At 38.9% G+C, this 25,788-nt stretch carries 28 protein-coding genes and 2 riboswitches; of the genes, 6 read left to right on the top strand and 22 right to left on the bottom strand.

Translation table 11 applies throughout. The annotated features are described in order from the left end of the window. Positions 1 to 39: 39 nt before the first annotated feature. The 9 genes from VRHSUH10_RS08150 to VRHSUH10_RS08110 form a co-directional block, all read right to left on the bottom strand. Positions 40 to 870, bottom strand: coding sequence for a radical SAM protein (locus VRHSUH10_RS08150; RefSeq protein WP_105090164.1), 831 nt, complete (start codon positions 868 to 870; stop codon positions 40 to 42). Between the two features lie 2 nt (positions 871 to 872). Further along, a complete protein-coding gene (locus VRHSUH10_RS08145; RefSeq protein ID WP_105090163.1) occupies positions 873 to 1,679 on the bottom strand; it encodes a 4Fe-4S binding protein in 807 nt (268 codons plus the stop codon). Further along, positions 1,672 to 2,535 carry a substrate-binding domain-containing protein gene (locus tag VRHSUH10_RS08140; protein WP_105090162.1) on the bottom strand — a complete coding sequence of 288 codons (864 nt, stop codon included), beginning with the start codon at positions 2,533 to 2,535 and terminating at the stop codon, positions 1,672 to 1,674. The genes VRHSUH10_RS08145 and VRHSUH10_RS08140 overlap by 8 nt, the downstream gene beginning before the upstream one ends. A 330-nt stretch (positions 2,536 to 2,865) precedes the next feature. Then, a complete protein-coding gene (rpsR, locus tag VRHSUH10_RS08135) occupies positions 2,866 to 3,096 on the bottom strand; it encodes a 30S ribosomal protein S18 (RefSeq protein WP_004693795.1) in 231 nt (76 codons plus the stop codon). A gap of 39 nt (positions 3,097 to 3,135) precedes the next feature. Continuing rightward, positions 3,136 to 3,534 carry a single-stranded DNA-binding protein gene (locus tag VRHSUH10_RS08130; RefSeq protein WP_004693797.1) on the bottom strand — a complete coding sequence of 133 codons (399 nt, stop codon included), beginning with the start codon at positions 3,532 to 3,534 and terminating at the stop codon, positions 3,136 to 3,138. A gap of 19 nt (positions 3,535 to 3,553) precedes the next feature. Then, entirely contained in the window at positions 3,554 to 3,838 is a 285-nt protein-coding gene (gene rpsF / locus VRHSUH10_RS08125) for a 30S ribosomal protein S6 (RefSeq protein ID WP_004693799.1), read from the bottom strand. Positions 3,839 to 3,980: 142 nt separating this feature from the next. Then, a complete protein-coding gene (locus tag VRHSUH10_RS08120) occupies positions 3,981 to 5,165 on the bottom strand; it encodes a multidrug effflux MFS transporter (protein ID WP_105090161.1) in 1,185 nt (394 codons plus the stop codon). Positions 5,166 to 5,631: 466 nt separating this feature from the next. Continuing rightward, positions 5,632 to 6,807, bottom strand: coding sequence for an MBL fold metallo-hydrolase (locus VRHSUH10_RS08115; protein ID WP_105090160.1), 1,176 nt, complete (start codon positions 6,805 to 6,807; stop codon positions 5,632 to 5,634). A 9-nt stretch (positions 6,808 to 6,816) separates the two neighbouring features. Then, positions 6,817 to 7,836: a hypothetical protein gene (locus tag VRHSUH10_RS08110; RefSeq protein WP_105090159.1), complete on the bottom strand. Its 1,020-nt coding sequence runs from the start codon at positions 7,834 to 7,836 to the stop codon at positions 6,817 to 6,819. A 333-nt stretch (positions 7,837 to 8,169) separates the two neighbouring features. Between VRHSUH10_RS08110 and VRHSUH10_RS08105 the strand changes: the two genes are divergently transcribed. From VRHSUH10_RS08105 to ychF, 3 genes are all read left to right on the top strand, one after another. Then, positions 8,170 to 9,399 carry an LL-diaminopimelate aminotransferase gene (locus VRHSUH10_RS08105; RefSeq protein ID WP_105090158.1) on the top strand — a complete coding sequence of 410 codons (1,230 nt, stop codon included), beginning with the start codon at positions 8,170 to 8,172 and terminating at the stop codon, positions 9,397 to 9,399. A gap of 267 nt (positions 9,400 to 9,666) precedes the next feature. Beyond that, positions 9,667 to 10,641, top strand: a complete 975-nt coding sequence (locus VRHSUH10_RS08100) for a diaminopimelate dehydrogenase (RefSeq protein ID WP_105090157.1) — start codon at positions 9,667 to 9,669, stop codon at positions 10,639 to 10,641. Between the two features lie 190 nt (positions 10,642 to 10,831). Then, positions 10,832 to 11,938 (top strand): redox-regulated ATPase YchF, encoded by a 1,107-nt coding sequence (ychF, locus tag VRHSUH10_RS08095; protein WP_105090340.1) that lies wholly within the window; start codon positions 10,832 to 10,834, stop codon positions 11,936 to 11,938. A gap of 61 nt (positions 11,939 to 11,999) precedes the next feature. Here ychF and VRHSUH10_RS08090 read toward each other — a convergent pair whose 3' ends face one another. The 5 genes from VRHSUH10_RS08090 to VRHSUH10_RS08070 all read right to left on the bottom strand — a co-directional run bounded on the left by VRHSUH10_RS08090 (position 12,000) and on the right by VRHSUH10_RS08070 (position 15,207). Beyond that, the gene (locus VRHSUH10_RS08090) at positions 12,000 to 12,710 is read right to left on the bottom strand and encodes an NAD(P)H-dependent oxidoreductase (protein WP_105090156.1); all 711 of its coding nucleotides are present in this window, start codon (positions 12,708 to 12,710) and stop codon (positions 12,000 to 12,002) included. Between the two features lie 102 nt (positions 12,711 to 12,812). Then, a complete protein-coding gene (locus VRHSUH10_RS08085; RefSeq protein WP_105090155.1) occupies positions 12,813 to 13,070 on the bottom strand; it encodes a DUF3343 domain-containing protein in 258 nt (85 codons plus the stop codon). A gap of 124 nt (positions 13,071 to 13,194) precedes the next feature. Beyond that, entirely contained in the window at positions 13,195 to 13,794 is a 600-nt protein-coding gene (gene yedF / locus VRHSUH10_RS08080; protein ID WP_105090154.1) for a sulfurtransferase-like selenium metabolism protein YedF, read from the bottom strand. Between the two features lie 168 nt (positions 13,795 to 13,962). After that, entirely contained in the window at positions 13,963 to 14,994 is a 1,032-nt protein-coding gene (selD, locus tag VRHSUH10_RS08075; protein WP_105090153.1) for a selenide, water dikinase SelD, read from the bottom strand. A gap of 9 nt (positions 14,995 to 15,003) precedes the next feature. Beyond that, the gene (locus tag VRHSUH10_RS08070) at positions 15,004 to 15,207 is read right to left on the bottom strand and encodes a DUF951 domain-containing protein (RefSeq protein WP_004693828.1); all 204 of its coding nucleotides are present in this window, start codon (positions 15,205 to 15,207) and stop codon (positions 15,004 to 15,006) included. Between the two features lie 603 nt (positions 15,208 to 15,810). Here VRHSUH10_RS08070 and rbr point away from each other — a divergent pair. After that, positions 15,811 to 16,356, top strand: a complete 546-nt coding sequence (gene rbr, locus VRHSUH10_RS08065; RefSeq protein ID WP_105090152.1) for a rubrerythrin — start codon at positions 15,811 to 15,813, stop codon at positions 16,354 to 16,356. Between the two features lie 159 nt (positions 16,357 to 16,515). Here rbr and thiM read toward each other — a convergent pair whose 3' ends face one another. Genes thiM through thiW form a run of 3 tightly spaced genes read right to left on the bottom strand, consistent with a single transcriptional unit; the run spans position 16,516 to position 19,362 of the window. Beyond that, positions 16,516 to 18,036 carry a hydroxyethylthiazole kinase gene (gene thiM, locus VRHSUH10_RS08060; protein ID WP_105090151.1) on the bottom strand — a complete coding sequence of 507 codons (1,521 nt, stop codon included), beginning with the start codon at positions 18,034 to 18,036 and terminating at the stop codon, positions 16,516 to 16,518. A gap of 4 nt (positions 18,037 to 18,040) precedes the next feature. Beyond that, the gene (thiD, locus tag VRHSUH10_RS08055; protein ID WP_105090150.1) at positions 18,041 to 18,883 is read right to left on the bottom strand and encodes a bifunctional hydroxymethylpyrimidine kinase/phosphomethylpyrimidine kinase; all 843 of its coding nucleotides are present in this window, start codon (positions 18,881 to 18,883) and stop codon (positions 18,041 to 18,043) included. Next, the gene (thiW, locus tag VRHSUH10_RS08050; RefSeq protein ID WP_105090149.1) at positions 18,883 to 19,362 is read right to left on the bottom strand and encodes an energy coupling factor transporter S component ThiW; all 480 of its coding nucleotides are present in this window, start codon (positions 19,360 to 19,362) and stop codon (positions 18,883 to 18,885) included. The genes thiD and thiW overlap by 1 nt, the downstream gene beginning before the upstream one ends. 63 nt (positions 19,363 to 19,425) lie before the next feature. Continuing rightward, positions 19,426 to 19,520, bottom strand: a riboswitch (TPP riboswitch). An 81-nt stretch (positions 19,521 to 19,601) separates the two neighbouring features. After that, positions 19,602 to 19,707: riboswitch (TPP riboswitch) on the top strand. Between the two features lie 52 nt (positions 19,708 to 19,759). Between thiW and cytX the strand changes: the two genes are divergently transcribed. After that, positions 19,760 to 20,953: a putative hydroxymethylpyrimidine transporter CytX gene (cytX, locus tag VRHSUH10_RS08045; RefSeq protein ID WP_105090148.1), complete on the top strand. Its 1,194-nt coding sequence runs from the start codon at positions 19,760 to 19,762 to the stop codon at positions 20,951 to 20,953. Positions 20,954 to 21,007: 54 nt separating this feature from the next. Here the strand turns inward: cytX and VRHSUH10_RS08040 are convergent, their stop codons facing one another. From VRHSUH10_RS08040 to modA, 3 genes are all read right to left on the bottom strand, one after another. Further along, complete coding sequence (locus tag VRHSUH10_RS08040) at positions 21,008 to 21,634, bottom strand: ATP-binding cassette domain-containing protein (RefSeq protein WP_105090147.1); 627 nt, start codon at positions 21,632 to 21,634, stop codon at positions 21,008 to 21,010. Positions 21,635 to 21,642: 8 nt separating this feature from the next. Then, entirely contained in the window at positions 21,643 to 22,311 is a 669-nt protein-coding gene (gene modB, locus VRHSUH10_RS08035; RefSeq protein ID WP_105090146.1) for a molybdate ABC transporter permease subunit, read from the bottom strand. Positions 22,312 to 22,489: 178 nt separating this feature from the next. Then, positions 22,490 to 23,278 (bottom strand): molybdate ABC transporter substrate-binding protein, encoded by a 789-nt coding sequence (gene modA, locus VRHSUH10_RS08030; RefSeq protein ID WP_105090145.1) that lies wholly within the window; start codon positions 23,276 to 23,278, stop codon positions 22,490 to 22,492. Positions 23,279 to 23,563: 285 nt separating this feature from the next. Between modA and VRHSUH10_RS08025 the strand changes: the two genes are divergently transcribed. Next, positions 23,564 to 24,553: an AEC family transporter gene (locus VRHSUH10_RS08025; RefSeq protein WP_105090144.1), complete on the top strand. Its 990-nt coding sequence runs from the start codon at positions 23,564 to 23,566 to the stop codon at positions 24,551 to 24,553. Between the two features lie 149 nt (positions 24,554 to 24,702). Here the strand turns inward: VRHSUH10_RS08025 and VRHSUH10_RS08020 are convergent, their stop codons facing one another. After that, positions 24,703 to 24,993 (bottom strand): metalloregulator ArsR/SmtB family transcription factor, encoded by a 291-nt coding sequence (locus VRHSUH10_RS08020; RefSeq protein WP_024063797.1) that lies wholly within the window; start codon positions 24,991 to 24,993, stop codon positions 24,703 to 24,705. Between the two features lie 187 nt (positions 24,994 to 25,180). After that, complete coding sequence (locus VRHSUH10_RS08015; RefSeq protein ID WP_005387768.1) at positions 25,181 to 25,627, bottom strand: universal stress protein; 447 nt, start codon at positions 25,625 to 25,627, stop codon at positions 25,181 to 25,183. Between the last annotated feature and the right edge of the window lie 161 nt (positions 25,628 to 25,788).

The following is a 25,788-nucleotide window of genomic DNA, read 5'->3' as shown; positions in this document are numbered from 1 at the left end:
GTTAAGGCTATATACTTCGGTATATAGCCTTTTATACTTCTACGCTTCACACAAACGACCTATCGCATCAGCTCTACAGCGCTTACAATGTGTCATCTGCGGCACATAGTGACCAATAAATTGACGCATATTATCAATCTCTTCTGCAGTCGGTCCTCGATGGTTTTCAAAGGCCGTGTCATGAACTGGAATCATGGCAATGCAATTCATCAAATCGACGCCCCACGCTTCCGCTTGTTTAGCAATGGCTGGTACATGATTCATATTTACATCAGGTACTACTACAGTATTGATCTTAACGATGATGTTCTTTTCCTTTAATTTACGAATACTTTCAGCCTGACGCTCTAATAAAATACGGGCCCCATCGATTCCTTTGTAGATATTCCCCTCATAGCGAACCATGGAGTATACATTTTTTGCAACCTCTGGATCAATAGCATTAGCCGTAATCGTAACATGAGTAATCCCTAAATCAGCGATTTCATCGATATAATCAGGCACTGCCAAGCCATTACTAGATAAACAGAGCATGACATGAGGAAAATCGTTTTTTACGAGGCGGAATGTTTCCAGTGTCTTATCCGCATCGCACATAGGATCTCCAGGCCCTGCAATACCTACTACAGAAATATCCTTACGTGCATCAAACACCTTATGCACAAAGGCTGCTGCCTCTTGTGGTGTATATACATGCTGCGTCACGCCCGGTCTATTTTCATTCGCGCAATCATACTTACGATTACAATAATTACATTGAATGTTACAATTTGGTGCTACTGGCAAATGTAAACGGCCCCAATTAGCGGCAGCATCCTTGTTGTAACATGGATGATTTTGTAGGAAACTTTGTCCTTGATTTTCTTTCATAATTAACCTTTCCGACCAAATCTAATAGCATCTTTATGGCATACATGTAAGCAATCACCACAGTTGGTGCAATTCATTTCATTTGGTCGTGTGCCCATTTCGCAAACACGTAGACATGCATCACAATCGTCACAATCACTAGTTTTATATACTTTAAAAATGGAAATTTTACGTAATAATTCCATTACCCCACCAAATGGACATACAAAGCGACACCAAGCATTGGCGATGATAAGGGAACCAGCAATAATAGAGACGACCGTTATAGTTCGAGCCGCCCAATACCATTCGGAGAACTGCATAGATAAAATGACAGCATTAAAATATTCATCGCTCGTCCGAATTGGAATCATAATACGAGGATTACCAAATTTGAAGTATACTACGAGCCCTAAAATTATAGTAGCTACCATGCCGAGTTGAAGGAATCGCATGTAATGTTTACGATTTCTTAATGGTCCCATAGATATTTTTCCTAGCATTTGGTTAACCCACCCACTTGGGCAGAACCAACTACAGAATGCTCGACCAAAGAATACGACCATAATTGGCAGAATAATCCACCAAGCATAGAAATATGTGGTAATACGGCCCCAGCAGGTAATCATGGAACAGCTTTCACAGTTTACAAATGGCACGATATAAGGGCATCGGAATATACCATAATATACCCATTTCCCCATAATAAAGAGGAATATAAACTGTACGATACGACGCCAAAGCGTTAAATTCTTAGGGGCTTGTTTACCAGATATACCAGAACTGCCTTGGGCCCCACAGGATGTAGATGACGGACAATGACTACACATCTTTCACACCAAACCTTTCTATCAAATCGAGACCTCTCGCACTATGAACGGATGTAAATCCATGATTTTCTAAGATTTGTTGCCCTTCTTGGGAGCGTGTAAATTCAATATAGTCCGCAGCCAATGCACGATCTTGTACATATTTCATCGTATTAATAGTGAAAGTAAGCGGTGCAGGCGGCACAAATTGTGGTGGTATAGAGAAGTATTCAATACGATCCTTGAATCGATCATGAGTAGTAAGGCGTTTTTCAATAATGGATACATCTGCTTTACCTTCTACAAGGTCGCACATCATAGAAATAACACAAGCATTTTCGGCAATCATGTTTTTCATAATGCCATCGGTTAATCCAGAGAGCTTCATAATCCCTTTTACAGAGGCACTACCAGGAGGTGATGCACCTAATGGCAACATAACGCGTACGCCGGGCTCTGCCATATCCTTCAAGTCCCGAATACCTGCGGGATTTCCCTTTGGGGTAACAATGACGTAATCCGTAAAACATAATGGTTCAAAAGCAATGCTTACGCCCTTTTTGCGCATATTTTTCGCTAGATCCAAACCACGAGCCCCAAAGACTTCGGTGCGACTCTTTTCAGCCAATAAGGATTTACCAATAGCCCCTGCAAAGGCACCGGTGTACTGAATATTGTGCCCTGTGTGCATCGTGTAGACTTGGTTTAAATCTAGAAATGCTTCCGATAACCCACCACAAGTCCATACTTGCAATGAATCAGATTGTGTTGGCTTATAGGCTCCGCGTATAAATGATGGTACCGCTGATGCGGCCGCTAATGCTAAAGCTCCACCAATAAACTGGCGACGGGATATATCCTTTTTCAAAAATCCCATGTACTTACCACCTTTCACTGAACTTTACAGTACTAAGCATATACTCACATTATAGTATAAAAACCATAAGCTTTTCTGATTATATGCATAAGTTTGATTAATTCGATTATACAGATTAATCATATAGGCTCTATTTTTAAAGGTATTATTATAAATTTTAATCATATATTTCTACATCTATTATATTGAATATTTATTAAATTCAGTAAATATAATAATCCCTGAGAATCAAAGGAATATAAAAAAGGATTATGCGCCAAACGCATAATCCCTATCCATAAAAGCAAAAAGGCGGCACAACCAAATGGTTGTACCGCCTTGATTCATCCATTATTCAGCAGTGAATGGCAATAAAGCAATTGCACGTGCACGTTTGATAGATGTAGTCAATTTGCGTTGATGTTTTGCGCAAGTACCGGAAATACGACGAGGTAAGATTTTGCCGCGTTCAGTCGTAAAACGACGAAGTTTAGCAACGTCTTTATAGTCGATTTGATCGATATGGTCTGCACAGAAAACGCATACTTTTCTTCTTGGCTTTCTGCCTCTATCTCTTCTCATTGCGAATCCTCCTTTTCGAATTAGTAGGAGTCCCTGACACTAGAACGGGATGTTTTCGTCATCGCCGCCTGTACTGAAACTATCAAAATTGGACCCACCTTCGAAAGAATTAGTATTCATATCAAGGGATTGGCCCACAAAGTTCGCTACTACTTCAGTAACGTACCGTTTTTGACCGTCCTGAGTCTCGTAAGAACGAGTTTGCAAACGACCTTCTACAAAGCAACGACTGCCTTTACGAAGATTGCCTGCCGCTTCACCAAGTTTACCCCAAGCAACGCAGTTGATGAAAGCAGTTTGTTCTTTCGTCTCATTTGTTGTGGAATCAATATAGGTGTTTGTGGCAGCTACTGTGAAAGTTGCTACCGCACGACCAGTTTTGGTATAGCGTACTTCAGGATCACGAGCTAAATTACCTAGAATTTGTACAGAGTTCATGTTTTCCTCCAGGCTTTAATTATGCTTCGTGTTTAACAATTAGATGTCTTAGGACTTCATCGTTGATTTTCAATACACGATCGATTTCTTTGATTTCAGCAGGTGCTGCTTCAAAGTTGATCAATACATAGAAACCGTCAGTGAATTTCTTCACAGCGTAAGCAAGACGACGCTTGCCCCAACGATCTACCTTTTCTACTGTGCCGCCTACACGAGCAATTAAAGCTTCTACTTTTTCAATAACAGCGTTAGTTGCTTCCTCTTCAGCTGGTTTCACAATAAACATGACTTCGTATTTGTTCATACAAAATCACCTCCTCTTTCGGACTAATGCCCCTATCGACACATAGGGGTAGGAAGTGCTTACCATCAATAAGCCTTACTATTATAACCTAAAAAAAGAATGAAAGCAAGAGTTCAAATTTAAACCCTTGCTTTCACCAATATTATATACGATTATATTTTTCATCTTCAGGAAAGGCGATAATGGCGCAAATAATAACAAATAATGTAATGACCCCCATCATAGGATCCGCCGTATCATTTGGTAAGAAGGTAAGAATCAACGATGATACAATCCCACTACCATATTGCATAGCCCCTAATAATGCTGCCCCAGAGCCAGCCATTCTACCTGCTCTATCTAATGCTAATGCATTTGTTACAGCTGCAATGATGCCGTTCATAGAGAAGAATAAAAAACAACCAATAACGATTAACCACAGTGAATGGTAGCCTAAGACAATTAGTCCCATTACAACAGATACACAAATAGCAGCAAATAATGTGGCATATCGCAATAATCTATCGAGACGTATAGCACTTACAATACGGCGATTGATGGCGCTTAGTAACATAACACCAATAATATTAACAGAAAAGAGATAACCAAAGTACTCTTTTGGTACCTCATAGACATCAATATATACATAAGGCGAACCTGTTAAAAACGCATAGATAGCAATATAAAAGGAACTGACACATAGCGTATACTTCATAAAGCCTTTATTGCGCAATAAAATCCAATAATTATTATAGGTATGAGCTATAGACTTTTTACTACGTTTCTCTACAGGATGTGTTTCAGGAATGACTAATACGGCAACGAGCATCAAAATGCCGATAGCAACTAATAACCAAAAGATTGAATGCCAAGTATACCACACGAGTAGATGCCCTGCTAGCATCGGCCCTGCAATAGGCGCTATAGCCATAACAATAGCCAAGGTAGATAACATTTTTGCGGCCTCAGTCCGACCGTATAAGTCGCGAATCATAGCCCGTGATAACATAGGCCCTACGCAGGCACCAAAGGCCTGGAATACGCGCCAAGCTAGTAATTCCAGCATAGATGAACTCAAGGCACAGCCTACTGAGCCGATGATAAATAAGACTATCCCCATAATCAGCGGCTTCTTACGACCAATTTTATCGCTAACCGCTCCCCAAAAAAGCTGAGCTAGCGCAAAACCTATTAAGAAACCAGTCAACGTTAATTCTGCATCACCATTGAGATCACGCCCCATCTCTGGCATGGCAGGCAAATAAATATCTGTCGACAACGACGTAAACGCCATCAAAGCACTTAATATAGAAGTAAAAAGCCATCCTTTATTGCTAATCGTCAGCATAAAGACACCACTTTCATATAAAATTGCACGATAATATGTATTTATTTAAATTATATCAAAAACAAAGTTAATCCTATATAGTTTTGATATTTTTCAACAAAAAAGCGTAGTAAAACACTACGCAAGAATTGGTCTATAGCCAAATGTCAATTCTATTTTTCCTAAAATTACATTGATATACTAATGCTAAGAGTCATCACGTGAGTTAGGCCCATCACCGAAAGGTGGTGATACTATGAGCAAATTCGAAAAGTACTACTTAATTCTTTTTGTAATTTCCATAGCAATATCACTCTTTGCACTATTAAAGTAATGTAAAGATAAAAGCCTAACGCAACAGAGTATACAAAATACTCGCACGCTAGGCAATCATAAGAAAACATTTATAAGATGAGCCTAACGCAACCACACGTTGATGGCTCTCTTTTTATTTATTATACATCAAAAGCGAAATTTCTAAAAGGAATTATAAAATAAATGGCTCGTTATCATTTATTATATAAACGTTTCTTTCAGGTATTAGTTCCTCTAATTTTTCAGGGCTATCGGTATGAACCGGAATAATGACATCAGGATTCACTAAGTCTATAAACTTGAGTAAATCAGTCTTTGAAACATGACCACTTACATGACATATATAAGATGGATATGTATCTAGTAAATCCTTCAATGCTAGATTCTCCTCAGTATATCCTGTCCACATGGAATATATAATACGTACATCGTCTTTAGGGAACTCTTTTATGTGGGAAATATAATTTTCTGTTGCTCTTACTACGGATACAAATCCATGATCCATATAGTGTTTAGGATACTTGCCTTTATCAAGAACTAGCGGTCTATCATGTCTACGATACAAAGAACTTTCATAATATACATTACTAATCACAGTATCTAATATTCTTTTCTGATAAGCATCACAAATTAACACTTTATCAGTTGGCATATTCTGCCAAATCCCCATAATACGGTCAATATTCGTAGAGGAACACATAACAAAAACATATTTCCCATCTTGAATATATGAAGAAATATCGTCTAATACTGTGGCTTCAGATATACAATCATCTGCGTCTCTAGACAATGAGGTGCCCTCTGTAATTAATACATCAACCTCACCTATATAGGTGTTAACTAATTTGTCTAATACGTGATGGCGCAACCCATGCAGCCGGAAATCACCTGTGTATAAGACACGTTTACCTTCTGCTTCAATGACAAACATATAACTATCCACAGCACTATGATCGATAACTAAAGGTCTGATACGTATATCACCAATAGAAAAGACATCTCCGCCTCGAAATGTATTAGCACCTAATAAGCGCAAGTATAAACCTCTATCTTGATACTCAGCACCTATTAGCGCGATTTCCTTACTTAATTCACCCATATATAATGGAATTTCTGATAGTACAGAGGTTAGTTGGCCTAAGTGATCCATATGATAATGAGAAATCACAATACCGTCACAATCCGGCTTTCCTTTTGTAACACCGTCTATATCCAGATTTATAGGTGTGTACTTTTCATCTAAACTTAACTCATTACCAAAGTCTAACATAATTCGAGTAGATTCTGTACTAATTTCTATAGCACTACCACCAATCTGATGTGTGCCACGATGAACAACAATATTCATATTCAACCTTTACTTAGAAATGGTAAGCAATGTTTCTGCTCGATATAAACGATCCAAATTTTCTGACCAATTATCTACTTTATTTTTATAAGGCGCTTTACTTACTTTTTGAGCTTGTAATACAACAAATCGAATTTGTTTCAATTTAGACTCTTGTTTTAATATAGCCTCACATAAAGCTCGTAATTCTTTTCTTGTACTTGTATTAATTAATTCCTGGCACTCTTTATACTGTTGTGACACAACAGTTTTGGATGGATAACTAGGAGTATTAGGTTTATACGGATCAATACGAAGCATCAAATTAGTTTCTGCTCCACCGTCCTCTTTGGCACAAGATCTTTCATCAAATAAAACGACTAACTCAGCTTCATTCGTATGTTTATATCCAGATAATTTCTTTAACTCCTGAATACCATCATGACCAATAGTAGATTCAATCTGCTTTAAATCTATCAGTTTATAATATGTATAAGCTTCTAAAACACATCGTAGTAAAGTTTCCTCACTACCAGAAGGACGATATTTTAATTCAATGACAGAATAACATTTATCATCTACGTTATAGCCTAATAAATCTATTTTTCCATATGAATCGTTTCGTGACGCTTTTAATGGTGTTTGATAATCAAAGATATATCCCAGCCCATCAATATTACCTTGATAAAATAATAACTTCGCTAATATTTCCTCTTTTCGATTAGTAATTTTTAGGGCATCCACGTTTTCATCTGTATTCGGATGATTTATCTTAAAATGTTCTGGTCTTGCAGGTATTAAGTTTAACCAGTCTTTTATAAAATTATCATTTATAATGGTTTTAGCAATAACTTCACTATACAGATCTTTAGAACCAGTTACATGCCCCTTGTAATTTACAATATCGGACTTATAAAAGTTTGCTGCAAATTTTGTGCTCCCCTTTTCATCAGAAGGTGTTAAGCCATAAGTTGCTTTAAACTCTTCAAACTTTTTAACTCGCTTAATCCGATCAAAAATTTTCTTAATAGACACCTTATTATCTACCATAATATACCTCCCTGAAAGAATTTACGCCCCTAAACACAGCCATTAACTTTATCTCTCATTACATATAAACAATCAAGATATTAATCATAATTTCATTATATCAATAGCCACTTTATGAGTAAACAATGAAGAGATTGATTGAATGCTAATAATCTCTTTATCTATATATACTTTAATGCAATCAACGAGTAATAAATGCCTCATATTATAGACTTTTATACTAAAATTATTTACACTATTTAGATTAAGGAAAAATTCTATAGAAAATCCTTGCGTCATTATTCTATATAATTTACTATATATAGAGAAATCTGATTATAAAAAGGAGTCATCATGGCTAATATTAATGAAAACTATTTAAACCTACAAGGTTCTTATTTATTTGCGAATATCGCTAAAAAGGTTGCAGATTATCAAGCAGCGCATCCAGATGCAGACATCATTCGTCTTGGTATCGGCGATGTTACATTACCACTTGTTCCTGCAATTATCGACGCTATGAGCAAAGCAGTTCAAGAAATGGGTAAAGCTGAAACGTTCCGCGGTTATGGTCCTGAACAAGGTTATGACTTCTTACGTCAAGCTATTGTTGATGGCGACTACAAACCATTAGGCGTAGACATTGCGATTGATGAAGTATTCGTTTCTGATGGTGCAAAATCTGATGTTGGTAATATCCAAGAATTATTCAGCGAAGATAACATCATCGCTATCACTGACCCAGTGTACCCAGTATACTTAGACTCTAACGTAATGGGCGGTCGTACTGGCGAAGCAGTAGATGGCATCTTCCAAAAGGTTGTATACCTCCCTACTTACGCAGAAAACAACTTCTCTCCAGAATTCCCTTCTGAACGCGTAGATATCGTATATCTTTGCTCCCCTAACAATCCAACTGGTACTGTTTTGAGCCGTGCTCGTTTAGCAGAATGGATCAAATGGTGTAAAGATAATGATGCGATTTTGATGTTCGACTCTGCTTATGAAGCTTTCATCAACACAGAAGACACTGTAAAATCCATCTACGAAATCGAAGGTGCTCGTGAAGTAGCTATCGAGTTCCGTTCCTTCTCCAAAACTGCTGGTTTCACTGGTACTCGTTGTGCTTACGCAGTTGTGCCTAAAGAAGTGACTGGCAAAACTAAATCCGGCGAACGCCAAGCGCTAAACCCTATGTGGAACCGTCGTCAATGCACTAAATTCAATGGTGTTCCTTACATCATTCAACGCGGTGCTGAAGCAGTATACACAAAAGAAGGTCGTGAACAAACTCGCGCTAACATTGCATACTACAAAGAAAACGCTCGGATTATCAAAGAAGGTCTTGAATCTATCGGCCTTACTGTATACGGTGGCGTTGACGCTCCATACATTTGGCTAAAAACTCCTGGTAATATGACTAGCTGGGAATTATTCGACATCTTGCTCGAACAAGTTCAAATCGTATCTACACCAGGCTCTGGCTTTGGTCCTCACGGCGAAGGCTACCTTCGTTTAACAGCTTTCGGTAGCCGTGAAAATACAATTCGCGCCGTTGAAAGAATTAAAACATTAAAATTCTAATACCTATAAAATAAAAAGACCGATTACAATCCTATAATAGTAAGGTAATCGGTCTTTTCTATACCTTAATATATATGATTATTTAATTGTTAATAATGTAATAGTAGCTATCTTAATAATCCCACAAATTACTACAGCCTTATTATTAGTACTATCATCTATCTATTAAATTACATTTGATTCTATAGAAAATTATCAAATACCCTAGTTTTGTGCTATAATAAAAATGTTAATAATTAAATTTCTCGATTTATATAGGAGGCTAATATGAGCAAAATTCGTATTGGTATCGTTGGCTACGGCAACTTAGGTCGTGGCGTTGAAGCATCCGTAAAATTACAACCTGATATGGAGCTTGTTGGTGTATTCTCTCGCCGTAAAGGTTTAGAAACAGTTTCTGGTGTTCCTACATATACTATGGAAGATCTACCAAACTTCAAAGGTAAAATCGATGTTATGGTTCTTTGCGGTGGTTCTGCAACAGACCTTATCGAACAAACTCCAATGGTCACAAAATACTTTAACTGTATCGATTCCTTCGATACACATGCACGTATTCCTGAACATTTCGCAAATGTAGACAAAGTAGCTAAAGAAGCTAAAACTGCTACATTGATTTCTTGCGGTTGGGACCCAGGCATGTTCTCTTTACAACGTGTATATGCTGAAAGCATCTTGCCTCAAGGCAAATCTTACACATTCTGGGGTCGTGGCGTTTCTCAAGGTCACTCCGATGCTATCCGCCGTATCGACGGCGTTCTTGATGCTCGTCAATACACTGTTCCTAAGGAACAATACCTTGAAGCAATCCGCAATGGTGAAACTCCAGACGTTGATGGCTACAAAGGTCACCTTCGTGAGTGCTATGTAGTAGCTGCTCCTGATGCTGATAAAGCTAAAATTGAAAACGAAATTAAAACTATGGAAAACTACTTCGTAGGTTATGAAACTGTAGTAAACTTCATTTCTCAAGAAGAACTTGATCGCAACCACAAAGGTATTCCACATGGTGGCTTCGTTCTTCGCTCTGGTGAAAGCACAGAAGGCACTCGTCACGTTATCGAGTACTCCTTGAAACTTGACTCCAACCCTGAATTCACTGGCTCTGCACTTGTTGCTTATGCTCGTGGTATCTACCGTCTTGCTAAACATGGCGGTACAGGTTGCTACACTGTATTCGATATTCCACCAGCTTGGATCTCCACACATTCTGCTGAAGAATTACGAGCTCACTCTCTATAAGATACATAATAAAATCCCACACATCAGTGTGGGATTTTGTTTAGTGACACTACTAGTCACCGATGTGACTAATAGTGTCACTTTTTTAGTACAATATTATAGCCCGTATATGATATAATATTTATTTGATAGAGTTTCTATGGAAACTTTCACAAAGAACGAAATCAATGTTTTAATAAAAGGTGGTACCATGAGCACAAATTTAGAAGTAGGCATCGTAGGCCTTCCAAATGTTGGTAAAAGTACATTATTCAACGCTATTACAAAAGCAGGCGCTGAAGCTGCCAACTATCCATTCTGTACAATTGAGCCAAACGTAGGTGTAGTTGACGTTCCAGATAATCGTTTAGCTGTATTGGCTGAAATGTTTGGTTCCAAACGCATCCTCCCTGCTGCTATGCGCTTCGTAGATATCGCTGGCCTCGTAGAAGGTGCATCCAAAGGTGAAGGTTTAGGTAATAAATTCCTTAGCCACATCCGCCAAGTAGATGCTATTGCACAAGTTATTCGTTGTTTTGATGACCCTAACATTACTCACGTTTCTGGCTCTATCGACCCAATCCGTGACATTGAAATCATCAACACTGAGCTCTGCCTTGCAGACCTTGAGTCCGTTGAAAAACGTAAACAACGTATTGAAAAAATCGCTAAATCCGGCGACAAAGATGCGCGTGCTGAATTACCATTGCTAGAACGCATCATCGAAGGTTTAGGTGAAGCAAAACCAGTTCGTGCACAAGGTCTTGAAGAAGAAGAATTGGAAATGATCAAAGAGTTGACATTGCTTACAGCAAAACCATCTCTTTATGTAGCCAATATTTCTGAAGATGAAGTATCTGATTATTCCGGCAACGAATATGTAAAACGCGTAGAAGAATATGCGAAAAACGAAGGCGCTGGTATCGTTGTTGTGTCTGCTCGTATCGAATCTGAAATTGCAGAGTTATCCGATGAAGAATCCGCTGCATTCCTTGAAGATCTTGGCCTTGAAGAATCTGGCTTAACTAAACTTATCAAAGCAAGTTATGCACTCTTAGGTCTTATCAACTACTTCACTGCTGGTGAAATGGAAGCTCGTGCATGGACAATTGTAAATGGCACAAAAGCACCTCAAGCGGCTGGTAAAATCCACTCTGATATCGAAAAAGGCTTTATCCGTGCCGAAATCGTATCCTTCGACGACTTACAAGCTTGCGGTAGCCAAAACGCGGCTAAAGAAAAAGGCCTTGTACGCCTTGAAGGTAAAGACTACGTTATGAAAGACGGCGATGTAACACACTTCCGCTTCAACGTATAAATAATACTAATACAAAAGGAGGTCCCTTAAGGGACCTCCTTTTCTTATGTTATAGTTCTTATTATTCAACTACTGTTACAATTTCATCTAATGTACGACGTGTTTTATTACGGTGAGGTTCTTCATCACGGTAGCCAAAAGCAGCCATTACGGAAATACCAAAATGTTTCGTATCGAAGAGGCCTAGTTCATCGCCTAATAGTGCAGTCATATCGTCTTGGTTAAAGCCTTCTAATGGACAAGAATCTAAACCTTCATAAGCAGCCATCGTCATCATATTTGCCATAACGATATACGCTTGTTTAGAAGCCCAGTCAAAGGCAGCGCGTTCAGATTCAAATGTTTTATAATCGCTTGTAGTGAATTGGGCATATTTTTCACGATATGCTGCATCAATTTCTGCAGGTAATTGTTTAACTTCCTCTTGAATATGACGAACATAAGGGGAATCAAATTCTAAGTCTACCTTTTTGCGTGTTAAGAACACTACAAAATGACTTGCTTCAAGACCTGCTTGAATGCCCCAGCCATGAGCTTTCATTTTTTCACGAATTTCAGGGTTTTGGATGACTAACAATTCATAAGGTTCAAAACCAAGGGATGTTGGTGCCAAGCGAGCTGCTGTTAAAATTGCATTCCAGTCTTCTTCAGAGATTTTCTTCTTGCTATCAAACTTCTTACATGCATAACGATATGTCATAGCATATTCTAAATCTTTACGATCCAATTTAGGAGCCGTTAATTTTACATTTTCTATTTCATATTTGCTCATATATACCTCCATAAGTGATAAAAATATCATATGCTTATACTACCATAATATCCATACTAATCATATGAAATGCATCATAAAACACAAAAGACTAGACATAGTCTAGTCTTTATATGGTACAGCCAGCTCCCCTTTTTCATACCAAAAAAGTCCTGACGTACTAATCTTATGTTCTTTTAAAATAGTCTGAGCCTGCTCAACAATATTCGGTTCTATTTGAATAGACAAACCACACATATCATAAAGTTCTGGAGGTGTGGCCATCAATTGATGAGGCACCTCTAATTCTGTTAATAACTTATCTGCTTTATCCCCAAAATAATAAGATGTAAAAACGACAAGTAATTTTTTATTTTCCAATACCTCACCTCCTACCACAATCGATACGATTAGATTTCTTTCACCTAAACTATTAATGATCGAAATAAAAAATCTAATCTAAACCAATAACTCTAAATCAATATATCAAAATAAGCTGCTAACATTATAGCTTAACAATATTGTCACCAAGGATAGCATCTGTAATAGCATACATATTCGTAATACTACCGACACCAACGTTTTCTTTCACACCATAGAAATCGAGACAAATCCCACAGGCTGCAATTTCCACACCTGCGTCAGCTAGCTTTTTAATATTTTCCAAATGAACAGAATCGTTAGTTACCATCTTGACACTACTATTAATGAAATAGATCTTAGATGGTTTCACATCTGCTTCTACCATGCATACCCAGAAGGTTTTCATCAAATTTCTACCGAGCTCTTCGCTACCTTCACCAAGATAATCTTTTGTCATCAAGATAACACGGTTACCATAGTTCATCGGTTCGCAACTCGCTTCTGGCACGGGATTTGCATTTGGCGTCATAGTGAGATAGAAATCCTTGCCATCTTGACGGATAGCTACACCATAACCTCGAGACTTACCAAATTTTTCTACATTATCGCGACTAACCTCATTATCTACAATAGTAGTAATGACAGCACTCGGATTCGCATCACTCACCTTCTTAGTTTCAATTACAGGTTTTGGACACAAGCTACCACGCACATCTACAATTAATTCTTTTGTATTGCTCATCATACACCTCTATATTATATACATTATATATTTTGTAAAAGTATCAGCTATCAGCTATCAGCTATCAGCTATCAGCTATCAGCTATCAGCTATCAGCTATCAGCTATCAGCTAATAATAATTTAATTCTATATCTATGCCAACAGTAGCAAAATTATTATTTATGATTTTATTCTGTAACACGTACCGCTAAGCCACTAAAGCTTTCAACAGTACCAATAATACCGGCACAGTCGATACCGGCCTCACGCAGTGCCTCAACGAGTTTATCGCCCTCACTAGCAGGAACAGAGAACAGTAAGCCCCCAGAGGTTTGTGGATCAAACAGAATATCCGTCCACACTGGATCTAATACGTCATCAACTTGTACATCCGTTATGGCCTTGCGATTACCATAGGATGCAGCAGGTACTAAGCCCATTTGAGCTGCCTCAATGACATCATCGAAGAGCGGGATATCATAAGCTTTGATATGAATGGTCACATCGGAAGCGCTCGCCATTTCTACGGAGTGCCCCATCAAACTAAATCCTGTTACATCTGTACAAGCATGAACAGTAAAGTTATGTGCTACCTCTGCCCCTACGCGATTTAATGTACTCATACTAGTCACAGCCTGCTTAGTACCTATAGGGAATAAATCGCCTTTTAGAGCATTATTCATAATGCCCGTACCAATTCGCTTGGTCAATACCAGTACATCCCCTACTTTAGCACCTTTATTTTTCCAAATTCGATCTGGATGCACTTGTCCTGTTACAGACATACCAAAGATAGGCTCTTTATTTTCAATGCTGTGGCCACCAACGATAGCAGCACCAGATTCAGCCACAATGGATCCAGCCCCATTTAATACATCTGTTAAGACCCCTTCTTCCACTAGAGGCACAGGGAACCCAACAATATTCATGGCCGTTAAAGGGGTCCCGCCCATAGCATACACATCGCTTAACGCATTAGCCGCTGCAATTTTGCCAAATAAAACAGGATCATTAACCATAGGTGTAAAGAAATCTAGGGTTTGTACTAACGCTAGTGTATCTGAGATTTTATAAACACCTGCATCGTCAGCACCCGTCATATCTGCTAGCACATGTTCATTTGTAACAGGTGTCACAGATTTTAAAACGCGATTTAATATATGAGGCCCAATCTTACACGCACAGCCCCCACTTGTTACATAATCAGTGAGTCGTACCATATGTCCCCCTTATTCATTCTCTGGCAATCTAGATACGATTTTCTTAACTGCCTTTTCAAATTTCGGGCGCGGCATCAACAGTTGATGACCACAGCCATTACATACAATGAGGAAATCTGTGCCAATCCGTTTGACTTCCCATTCATCACTGCCGCAAGGATGTGACTTTTTCATCTTTACCACATCGCCTACGTAATATCTAACAAATGCCATAGCGCCTCCTTTTACAACGTTTAGTATTTATATACTTATTATACAAGAAATACAAAGTTCTATAAACATATCATAATTCTATAGTTATATAGTCATTTTATGGGTAGTTATTAGTACATTTAACGAAAAGGTTATCAATATCTAATCAATAATGATTTTTCATTTAGTTATCATTCTCAATATCAAAATCGGCTATTTTTATAAATCCTATACTATTCAGTCTTTAAGAAACCGCATTTTTACTACATTGATAATATTTATCATTTAGAAAATTTTCGAAATAAATTTTACAAAAACACTTGCATTTCTCATTTAGTATGTTACAATATAGTCAACAATGATTATTCGTTAAGTATACGGATAACACATTGTATATAAAACTGTTAAGACGGCAAGTGCCGAAAAACACAAATCAGTAAGTACTATTTTAAGAGTTAGGCAAGTGTCTATTTAATCTAAGAATAAGTTTTCTTACTAAGGCGAAGTCGCCCACGAAAATTGTAGAATAAGTATTCTATTATTTGAATTCACAACCAAGTGGTTATGAATATATAAGTTAAGTAACAAATTTGAAAATTATCGTAAGTACAAAGGAGTATTAAAATGGCAGAATTAAAAGGTTCTAACACTGAAAAAAATCTTCAAGCAGCATTCGCTGGCGAATCCCAAGCATTCCAAAAATATACTTTCTACGCAGCAGCAGCTCGTAAAGCTGGCATGAACGAAATCGCTGATTATTTCGAAGAAACAGCTCACAACGAATCCGCACATGCTAAATTGTGGTTCAAAGCTCTTCATGGTGGCGACGTATCTTCCGATATCGAAGCTAACCTTCGTGATGCAGCAGCTGGCGAAAACTACGAACACACTACAATGTACAAAGATTTCGCTGACGAAGCTGAAAAAGAAGGCTTTGCTAAAATCGCTTACCAAATGCGCGAAGTTGGTAAAATCGAAGCTCGTCATGAAGCTCGTTACCTTGCATTAGCAGCTCAAGTATCTGGTAACAAAGTATTCACTAACGATGAACCAGTTGCTTGGATCTGCGCTAACTGCGGTTATGTACACATTGGTGAAGAAGCTCCTAAAGTTTGCCCAGTATGTGCTCACCCACAAGCTTTCTTCCACCGTTTCGTGGAATCCATCTAATCTGTAAGTACGACACTAACTAAACTAACAACCTGTAAGTACAGATTTAAATTAAACACACCTGTAAGTACAATATAATCTTACAGTAAGTACTAACAACTTCCTTAACAAAAAGACGATGACTTAGGTCATCGTCTTTTTTTTGTGTTCTATTTGCTATTAAGGTTGTGCTCTATCTACTAAATGCTTAAACTGTTGGGCTGCTTCATAAGGATTATCTGCATGGGCTATCGCAGATATGATGGCAACACCACAGGCTCCTGCTTCTAGTATAGGTTTTACATTATCTAAGGTAATGCCCCCAATACCAACACATGGTAAGGTCAAGCCTTCTGCTTGTAGTTCAGCGACACGCTCCGGTCCACATGGCTCTTGTGCATCAGGTTTACTACTTGTAGCATACATAGGACCTACACCTACACAGTCAGCATAGATTATATCAGTCTTATGAAGTTCCTCCACGGAGTGAATGGAGATGCCAACCACCTTATGGCCTACAAGATTACGAACGGATTCTAGGCTCATATCCTCTTGCCCTACGTGAACGCCATCAGCATTAACAGCTACTGCTAAGTCTACATCATCGTTAATAATATAGAGTACATTGTACTTAGCACAGATTTGTTTTAACTGTTGGGCTAACTCTAGTTTCTGTTGCCCCACTAAAGTACCTGCGCCCTTTTCTCTAAATTGGAAACAAGTCACACCGCCTCGACAAGCATCCTCTACGATAGAGAGTAATCGATTTTCATTCAATTCCACATCTTGCGTACCACTGATGAAATATACTTCTAATTGATCCGGCACAACTAGAGGACGTATACGATTCTCGGACTTAAGCACCGCATCACCAAGAGAATATAAGGCATCCATAAAGGCTACACTAAAGCTACCAGGTTTTACGCCACTTACCTGCACTGCACTTTCACCGGCTAAACCATAGTAAGCCAATGCATAGGCGAGAAACTCACCGATAGATAGTCTGTTTTTACATGGATAATAAGCACTAAAGAAAGCCGCCAATACAGCCCCTAATAGACAGCCTGTTCCCGTTACAGCTGTCATAATAGGATGACCATGCGGTACGGCAAACACCCGAGTTCCATCAGAAACATAATCCTCTTCGCCAGTAGCTACAACGGGGCAGTTGATAAGGCGCGCTAGACGATATGCGATAACAGCACTATCCTCAACTTGTGCGCCATCTACACCTTTGCCTGTAGTAGAATTATTAGCCGTATCATCGGGATTTAAAGCATCATAAATAGCTTTGATTTCGCTTTGATTGCCTCGCAATAACGAAATAGAAGCGGTCTTAATCAAGTCTAATACTACCGACAATCGGTAAGCTCCCGCATGACAGCCTACAGGATCAAGTACAACTGGAACCTCATGAACCTTCGCTAGTTTTATAGCCTCTTTATAGTAACTAACCTTATCTGGCGTAAGCGTTCCAATATTGATGAGTAAAGCCGATGCATGAACGATGAGGTCTTTTAAATCTTCACTGCATTCGCTCATCACAGGCGATGCACCAATGGCTAGTAAACCATTGGCCGTAAAGGTACGTACCACATCATTAGTAATGCAAATAACAAGAGGATTTCTCTGACGCAATGTCTCTAATATATTTAGATTAGGCCAAATTTGACTATTCATATATGGATTTTCATAGGTCATATCACTATCTCCTCTCATCATTTTTCAAGAGCTCATCCATCGTTTCAGGTCCATTAGATAAGAGTCCATAAGCCATATGATTAACAGGACCACAGCCATATCCTAGTGCTGGATTGTGCTTAATTGCAAGAGCAATATAGTCCTTCGCAGTACCAATGGCGTCAATTACGTCACGCCCTTTAGCAAGTTCTGCCGTAATAACTGCAGAGAAGGTACAGCCCGTACCATGTGTGTGCACCGTATCGTATTTAGGGCTCGTCCAAGTACGTACACTACCATCTTTGGTGAAAGCATAGTCCGTTGCATCGTCTCCAATATGTCCACCTTTAATGATGACAACTTGTGGTCCTAATTCCTGTAAGATACGATTGGCTGCCGTTGTTATGTCGCTTTCACAATCAATAGCCATGTCAGCTAAGACCTCAGCCTCACTGCGATTAGGGGTGATAACTGTGGCAGTAGGAATGAGTTTAGATTTTAAGAAATTCACCGCCTCATCTGATACGAGTCGGTCACCGCTGGTAGCAATCATAACAGGATCCATTACGTACGGAATATCCTTGCTCACATAAGGATAGATGAGGTCCATCATTTCCGGTAACGCAATCATGCCCGTCTTAACGGCTTGAGGCGCAATATCTGAATACACATCGTGTAACTGTTTCTCTATGCTTTCTAAGGATAGATGTTCTACATGATGTACACCTGTTGTATTTTGGGCCACTACGGACGTAACAACAGCCATACCATATACGTTACGGCTTTGGAAAGATTTCAAATCAGCCATAATGCCAGCGCCACCGCTCGGATCAGTACCAGCAATTGTTAGTGCAGTATGTAGTTTCATTATGCCTCCTTGTGAAATAGATGACGACGAGATAAGATTTGTAATACTACGAAGCCGATGCATGCACCCGCCACAGAGCTCATAGAGAAGGATGTAATCAAGGTCAACAATGCCAATGGTTTACCTAATAGGAAATGAGCAATCGGATAACTTACAAGAGCACCAATGAGGCCTGTACCGATGATTTCACCTAGAGCTGCTGCCCAAATCGCATGATAACGATTATATAAATACGCAGATAGCCAAGCGCCAATCATGCTACCAGGAAATGCCAATGGAGAGCCTAGTGCTAATATATTACGTAAACAAGATGTACTAAAAGCAGCACCTACTGAAAATCTTGCCCCCACCACAACGGCTAAGATGACATTAATCATATGTTGAAATGGAAAGATACGAGCCGGCCCAACAGGAATAGACGTTGTGGATAACACGACACCTAAGGCCACACATATACTAGCAATAATCAGTTTTTTCATAATACCTCCAAATATATAAAAACAAGACCACTCCAAATGGAATGGTCTCGTAATAGTTTAGTATTATGTTTCACTCCACTTCCCTACGCCAGTATTATCTGGATCAGGTCTAGGGTTTTGAATGGTCAATCTCAGCAAAAGCACCCCTAGTGGCAATATATTTTTATACTCTAGTTATAACATTATTATACAATCTATGCAACAAAAGATTTGACTGTTTCCTATTAACCGCCTATAATGAAGCCATAACGGGGTGCTCACACGAGTGGGCTGAGAGTAAGCTAATGCTTTAACCCATAACCTGATTTGGATAATGCCAACGTAGGGAACATAGAGGATTAATAGCCGAGTTCCTTTGAGCTCGGCTTTTTCTATGACTTCCTGGCTAGGAGGACGTATGAAAGACACACACATTACACAACCACAGTTCGCCATGATATGGTTCGGTGCCGCGCTATCCATAGCGGAAATTATGACGGGAACCTATCTGGCCCCCTTAGGTCTCACCCAAGGACTATATGCTATCATACTGGGGCATATCATCGGCGGTATATTACTCTTTGGAGCTGGTCTCATCGGTGGGCGATTGCGACAAGGCAGTATGAATACTACCGCCTTCAGCTTTGGCCCCCTAGGGGCTAAGGGCTTTGCCTTTTTAAATATGCTGCAACTCATCGGTTGGACGAGCATCATGATTTACGATGCGATGCTCGCCTTACAAGAGCTAGCACCTCTATCCCCTATGATTTGGACCACAGCTATAGGGGCCCTCGTCATCCTGTGGCTTTTCATCGGCCTCCACAATACTGGCTATATTCAAGCCATCGTCTCTGTTCTACTACTAGGTCTCACCATCTACATGGGCGCTCACATGATAGCTCAATGGCCTAGTGAAAGTAGCCTTGTCACTAGCGGAAATATGAATTTTATGACAGCTCTTGAACTATCTATTGCTATGCCATTATCTTGGTTACCTCTCATCAGCGATTATACTCGTGAAAGTAAACAGCCTTTCTCCGCATCACTGACAAGTGCAACAGTCTACACTATAACAAGTATTGTTATGTACACCTTAGGTCTTAGCGCCGCTATCTTTGGCGGTGGCGACTCTATCATTACCATCATGATGAATGCAGGCCTAGGTCTAGCTGGCCTCATCGTTATCATCTTCTCTACCGTAACTACAACCTTTATGGACGCATACTCTGCAGGCGTATCTAGTACGACCATCTATAGCGGAGCCTCCAGTAAAGGCATCGCCGTTATCGTTACAATCGTCGGAACTATTGCGGCTATCCTATATCCAATGGATGATATTACAGACTTCCTATACCTCATTGGCTCTGTATTTGCACCGATGATAGCCATTCTATTGGCCGACTATTTCATTAATCATCAACAAGTACAAACACTATCGGCTTATCTCGTAAGAGGTCTCATTTGGGCTGTATCCGTTGGCTTATATCACTATATGTTACATAGTGAAAGCACGATAGGTGCTACATTGCCATCTTTTGCTATGGCCTTCATAGTAACCGCTATCGTTGGATATATAAGTAAAACAGTGAATTCATCCGTCGAAATAAAATAACAGTAAAACCAAAATACCTTCATAAGCGATCATGCTTATGAAGGTATTTTACTATTAAGGGATAGTGATTTGCCCATTTTCACATATCCAATGTCTATCGCCTACAGCTTCTACTTCGCTTTCATCATGAGTCACCCATACGCAAGGTACATCCCATTCACGAATGATAGAAACAAGATCTTCACGCACTTGTTTTCGTAAATTCCAATCGAGTGCAGATAAAGGCTCATCAAGGAGCAAAATAGTCGGTTTTGAGTAGAGCGCGCGGCCCAGTGCAACCCGTTGTTGCTCACCACCAGATAAACTGCCCGCCTTCGTTTTTCGATATTTCTCCAAACCTAAACGTTGTAACAATTTATCACACATCTCAGGTGTACCTCGTTTACTATAGGTAATATTACTCTCTACAGACAAGTGAGGAAATACAATATTACCTTGTGGCATATAGCCTACTTGCCGTTTTTGAGCAGGCACCCATATCTTTTTATCTCGATCTACCCACGTCGTTTCATCACATTGAATACTGCCAGTTGTAGGTTTTACAAGACCTGCAATACATTTGATAAAGGTGCTTTTACCACTACCGGACTGACCAGTGAGAACAGTAATGCCCGAAGGCAGTGCACCATCAGCTTTCACAGTCACAGAAGGTCTAGCTACAGTAAAGGAAAATGTAATCATAGAACCTCCTAATTATTCTCTGTATGGCGGAACAAGGACCCCTTCGTAATGAGGTGAATACCGCTCAACAATGCCAATGTAAGAACACAAATATATACAACAAGCTCAAAGGCATCCATGTACTGCCCAGCCTCTACGTAAGAGTAAATAGCTAGTGGCATAGTGCGCGTTACCTTCGGAATATTACCAGCAATCAAGATGGTAGCACCAAATTCCCCCATGGCACGGCAGAACGCCAAGATGCTACCTGTTAAAATACCTTTCCATGCAAGAGGCACAGATATGGTAAAGAATATACGCAATTCTGAAGCGCCCAATGTACGCGCTACGTCCTCCATATTATGATCGACGGACTGCAACGCTGAGCGTACCGTTTGATAAAATAGGGGGAATGCAATAACAGAAGAGGCAACGACTGCACCAGAAGCGGCAAAGACTACACTCATGCCATGAGCTTCGAGCCACGCACCGAACGCATATCCTGGAGTAAATACCATGAGAAGAGCAAAACCAACAACCACTGGTGGCAATACAAGGGGCAACGTAATTAGGGCATCTAAAATAGCCATACCGCCCCACTTACAGCGATTCATCCAATAACAAGCTCCTAAGCCAGTAATAATTACAATGATAAGAGCAATGCTCGCCACCCACAAGGATAGCCAAAATGGACTCATGCCACTCCCCCTTTCTATCAATAAGACTAAAGTCAGTAATAATAAAAATACATCTAGTTTTAAAATGATTTACTTATTTGCATCATATAGCATGTAAAAATGTATGTCTAACATATTCATAATAATATCTATATTGTATCATAAGAAAACGCTAGCCCTGAAAGCTAGCGTTTAACTCTTATTTAGAAGGAGAGAAACCGTATTTTTCTAATACTTTTTGGCCTTCGGGGCTCATTACATATTGGTAAAAGTCTTTTGCCAATGCGTTGTCATATTTTTTAATGATACCGATTGGATAAATAACTGGATCATGGGAATCTGCCGGTGTTACAGCAGAAATTTGAACTGCATCACCTGCAGCAATAGCATCTGTTTTATAGATAAAGCCCGCATCACCAGCACCTTGGCTAATGGATGCTGTTACAGCTTTTACGTCTTTAGCATATACTACATTTGGTTCAACTTGTTCCCAAACACCTAATTTTGTTAATACTTGTTTACCATAATTACCAGCTGGTACTGTTTCAGGATTACCTAAAACGATACGTTTAACAGAAGCAATTTGATTTAATTCAATTTTAGGTTGGCCTTTTGGAACTACAAGAACTAATTCATTAGTTACAAATGGTTTAACATCTGTTACAAGGTCTTTGTCTTGCAACATTTTCATATTCTTTTCGTCAGCAGAGATGAATAAGCTAGCTGGTGCGCCTTGTTCAATTTGTTGGCGCAATGTGCCAGAACCAGCAAAGTTAATAGCAATTTGGTCGTCTGATAAGTTATGACTCTTTTTGTAGGACTCTGCCAATTCAGTAAGAGCACCTTTCAAGCTCGCTGCCGCTTGTACAGTAATCTTTTCAGATGTGCTTGGTTTAGCAGAATCTGCTGCTTTGTTTGTGTCACTACCACACCCCACTAACAAGGCTAGCATGAAAACGCTCATTAATACTAATAGAATTCGTTTCATAATTCCTCCTGTGCATCCCTTTGGACTCCACACTGTGAAAGCTATGGTTACTCACCGTAGAGACACGTTCAAAGAACAAACTAAATATACAATATATTCATATTATACTATATATTTGTTAATTAATATGTATGTAAAAACTCACATTTTGCATATATATTTCTGATGAATACCATAAGAAATCATAATGGATAAAACTTTTAAGCCCCGAACAATACATACTATGGTATGATAATACTATACATTAAATCCATACTAAATTAATAAGAAACTCTAGGTGAGATAATGAATATATTCGAGCTAATAGGACATATATTTATGAACTCTATGATTCCTATCTTTATACTGATAGGCGTAGGGTTTATATTGGATAGAAAATTTAAACTAGATCTATATACACTGAGTAAACTAAACTTCTACATATTATTACCCACCTTTGTATTTAGAGCCATGTATGAAGCTAAATTTACATCAGGTACGTTAGAAATTGTATTTTGTGCACTAGTTGTACTCATACTGAACTCTATACTTTCAGGTGTAGTCGGCAAAATACAAGGTTATGATGTAGCAAAAATCGCCACATTAAAGAACTGCGTTATGTTCAACAACGTTGGCAATATGGGCATCGCCCTTGCCATCTTTGTATTTACTAATGTGCCTTACGTCATCGATGGCGCAACCCCCTATGCTGATTTAGGTCTTGTCAGCGTCGTATCTATTATGATTATACAGACCATTACGAGTAATACCTATGGCTTCTACCAAGCTGGCGCTGGGCGATTAAGCACAAAAGATGCGTTAAGCGTAGTCTTCCATATGCCTATGGTATATGCTATACCACTTGCATTACTTTGCCAGCTCTTACCATTTGATTTACACGGTCTATTCTTCTTTGCACCACTTAAAATCTTTGCTAATGCCTTTGTAGGCGTTGCTATGATCGCTTTAGGGGTGCAGATTAACAGAACGCCATTAAACTTCTTTAAGGCAGATGTTATGCTTGCTACATCCTTACGTCTCATCGTAAGTCCTCTTATTGCTGCAGTCATTACTATATTATTTATAATGTTCTATGGTCCTATGCATCCGATTGCAGCCCAAACGATTGTCATTACCTATAGCGTACCAACAGCCATCAATATGGCCCTCATCGCTATTGAAATGAAAAACAATCCAGAGTACGCTACACAAATTGTAATGGGTACAACCATACTATCAGCATTAACCATGCCACTATTCATTACTATAGCCTATTACCTCTTCCCATTATATTAATACTACTATACCTATACAAAAAGGAGCCGTATAAACGGCTCCTTTTCTTATATTTTAACTTTATATATCTTTAGAGGATATGTATATCATGAGTACTTTTGTATATCCCTAATCAAATTAGACAAATAGTATGCAATACAGCTATATAACTATTGATGAGATACGTGTTCCATCCCCATTCTTACGAGACCTTCTACGTGATCATCGTTTAGAGAGTAGTATGCAGTTTTCCCTTCCTTGCGATAGGTTACAAGACGCGCTTGGCGCAATACGCGCAATTGGTGAGAGATGGCAGATTGTCCCATCCCCATTGTTTCGGCAATGTGATTTACACACATTTCGTTTTCTAATAATAATTCTACTATTTTAAGGCGTGTAGGGTCACCCAAGATTTTAAACAGCTCTGCTAGCTTTAGCAATGATTCTTGTTTGTCGCTCATATAGTCCCCCATATACTATTTCAATATTCATATCTATTCAGTAGTTATCATATAACATATCTTTTATTCTCAATCATTTGTAAACCTGAAGAGTATACATATAAATATTATATCATTTTTACGCTATAAAAAAGAGACTTTGTTACAACAAAGTCTCTTTTTGTATCATATCTGTACAGGATATGAATTATTTAATGATTAATACAGGGCAAGTGGAGTGACTAGTTACATAGCTACTTACGCTACCCATGAATAAGCCTTTCAATGGACCAAGGCCACGGCTACCCATTACGATAAGGTCAGCATTGTATTTTTTAGCTACTGCTAACAATGCAGGACCAGGAGAACCAACTTCGAATACGCTTTTAACTTTTACGCCTGTAGGAATTTCTTTCACTACATCGTTAAGAATTTCTTTACCAGTTTCTTCCATATCTTCTGCAATTTGTTCAGATACGTAACCACCGGAAATTGGTGTTTGATCGAAATTGGAAATAGCAGACACGATGTTTGCAACATGAACAACAATCAATTCAGCATGGTTGCGGTCCGCTACAGCGAGAGCATGTTCCAACGCACGTTTAGCATTTTCAGAACCATCAGTAGGTACGACAATAGTTTTGTAGGTAACCATAATAACCCCTCCTATTTCTAATCCCTCAAAGGGGATATGATCAAAGATCGTTTAGCCTATAGTATTATATTCTAGACCAGCAAGGAAAACTCCTCTTTTTCTAGAGGATTTCTTTTTTTATTATAGCACAAATTATACAGATTTATACAAATAAAAGAATA

It is taken from the genome of Veillonella sp. T11011-6, from assembly GCF_002959755.1.
Lineage (GTDB): Bacteria > Bacillota > Negativicutes > Veillonellales > Veillonellaceae > Veillonella.
This window is presented reverse-complemented; position numbering and strand designations above follow the sequence as displayed.

Bases quoted from the DNA above. Each gene is read 5' to 3' on its own strand.
- VRHSUH10_RS08150 (WP_105090164.1), bottom strand. From the start codon at position 870: ATGAAAGAAAATCAAGGACAAAGTTTCCTACAAAATCATCCATGTTAC.
- VRHSUH10_RS08145 (WP_105090163.1), bottom strand. From the start codon at position 1,679: ATGTGTAGTCATTGTCCGTCATCTACATCCTGTGGGGCCCAAGGCAGT.
- VRHSUH10_RS08140 (WP_105090162.1), bottom strand. From the start codon at position 2,535: ATGGGATTTTTGAAAAAGGATATATCCCGTCGCCAGTTTATTGGTGGA.
- rpsR (WP_004693795.1), bottom strand. From the start codon at position 3,096: ATGAGAAGAGATAGAGGCAGAAAGCCAAGAAGAAAAGTATGCGTTTTC.
- VRHSUH10_RS08130 (WP_004693797.1), bottom strand. From the start codon at position 3,534: ATGAACTCTGTACAAATTCTAGGTAATTTAGCTCGTGATCCTGAAGTA.
- rpsF (WP_004693799.1), bottom strand. From the start codon at position 3,838: ATGAACAAATACGAAGTCATGTTTATTGTGAAACCAGCTGAAGAGGAA.
- VRHSUH10_RS08120 (WP_105090161.1), bottom strand. From the start codon at position 5,165: ATGCTGACGATTAGCAATAAAGGATGGCTTTTTACTTCTATATTAAGT.
- VRHSUH10_RS08115 (WP_105090160.1), bottom strand. From the start codon at position 6,807: ATGAATATTGTTGTTCATCGTGGCACACATCAGATTGGTGGTAGTGCT.
- VRHSUH10_RS08110 (WP_105090159.1), bottom strand. From the start codon at position 7,836: ATGGTAGATAATAAGGTGTCTATTAAGAAAATTTTTGATCGGATTAAG.
- VRHSUH10_RS08105 (WP_105090158.1), top strand. From the start codon at position 8,170: ATGGCTAATATTAATGAAAACTATTTAAACCTACAAGGTTCTTATTTA.
- VRHSUH10_RS08100 (WP_105090157.1), top strand. From the start codon at position 9,667: ATGAGCAAAATTCGTATTGGTATCGTTGGCTACGGCAACTTAGGTCGT.
- ychF (WP_105090340.1), top strand. From the start codon at position 10,832: ATGAGCACAAATTTAGAAGTAGGCATCGTAGGCCTTCCAAATGTTGGT.
- VRHSUH10_RS08090 (WP_105090156.1), bottom strand. From the start codon at position 12,710: ATGAGCAAATATGAAATAGAAAATGTAAAATTAACGGCTCCTAAATTG.
- yedF (WP_105090154.1), bottom strand. From the start codon at position 13,794: ATGAGCAATACAAAAGAATTAATTGTAGATGTGCGTGGTAGCTTGTGT.
- selD (WP_105090153.1), bottom strand. From the start codon at position 14,994: ATGGTACGACTCACTGATTATGTAACAAGTGGGGGCTGTGCGTGTAAG.
- VRHSUH10_RS08070 (WP_004693828.1), bottom strand. From the start codon at position 15,207: ATGGCATTTGTTAGATATTACGTAGGCGATGTGGTAAAGATGAAAAAG.
- rbr (WP_105090152.1), top strand. From the start codon at position 15,811: ATGGCAGAATTAAAAGGTTCTAACACTGAAAAAAATCTTCAAGCAGCA.
- thiM (WP_105090151.1), bottom strand. From the start codon at position 18,036: ATGACCTATGAAAATCCATATATGAATAGTCAAATTTGGCCTAATCTA.
- thiD (WP_105090150.1), bottom strand. From the start codon at position 18,883: ATGAAACTACATACTGCACTAACAATTGCTGGTACTGATCCGAGCGGT.
- thiW (WP_105090149.1), bottom strand. From the start codon at position 19,362: ATGAAAAAACTGATTATTGCTAGTATATGTGTGGCCTTAGGTGTCGTG.
- cytX (WP_105090148.1), top strand. From the start codon at position 19,760: ATGAAAGACACACACATTACACAACCACAGTTCGCCATGATATGGTTC.
- VRHSUH10_RS08040 (WP_105090147.1), bottom strand. From the start codon at position 21,634: ATGATTACATTTTCCTTTACTGTAGCTAGACCTTCTGTGACTGTGAAA.
- modB (WP_105090146.1), bottom strand. From the start codon at position 22,311: ATGAGTCCATTTTGGCTATCCTTGTGGGTGGCGAGCATTGCTCTTATC.
- modA (WP_105090145.1), bottom strand. From the start codon at position 23,278: ATGAAACGAATTCTATTAGTATTAATGAGCGTTTTCATGCTAGCCTTG.
- VRHSUH10_RS08025 (WP_105090144.1), top strand. From the start codon at position 23,564: ATGAATATATTCGAGCTAATAGGACATATATTTATGAACTCTATGATT.
- VRHSUH10_RS08020 (WP_024063797.1), bottom strand. From the start codon at position 24,993: ATGAGCGACAAACAAGAATCATTGCTAAAGCTAGCAGAGCTGTTTAAA.
- VRHSUH10_RS08015 (WP_005387768.1), bottom strand. From the start codon at position 25,627: ATGGTTACCTACAAAACTATTGTCGTACCTACTGATGGTTCTGAAAAT.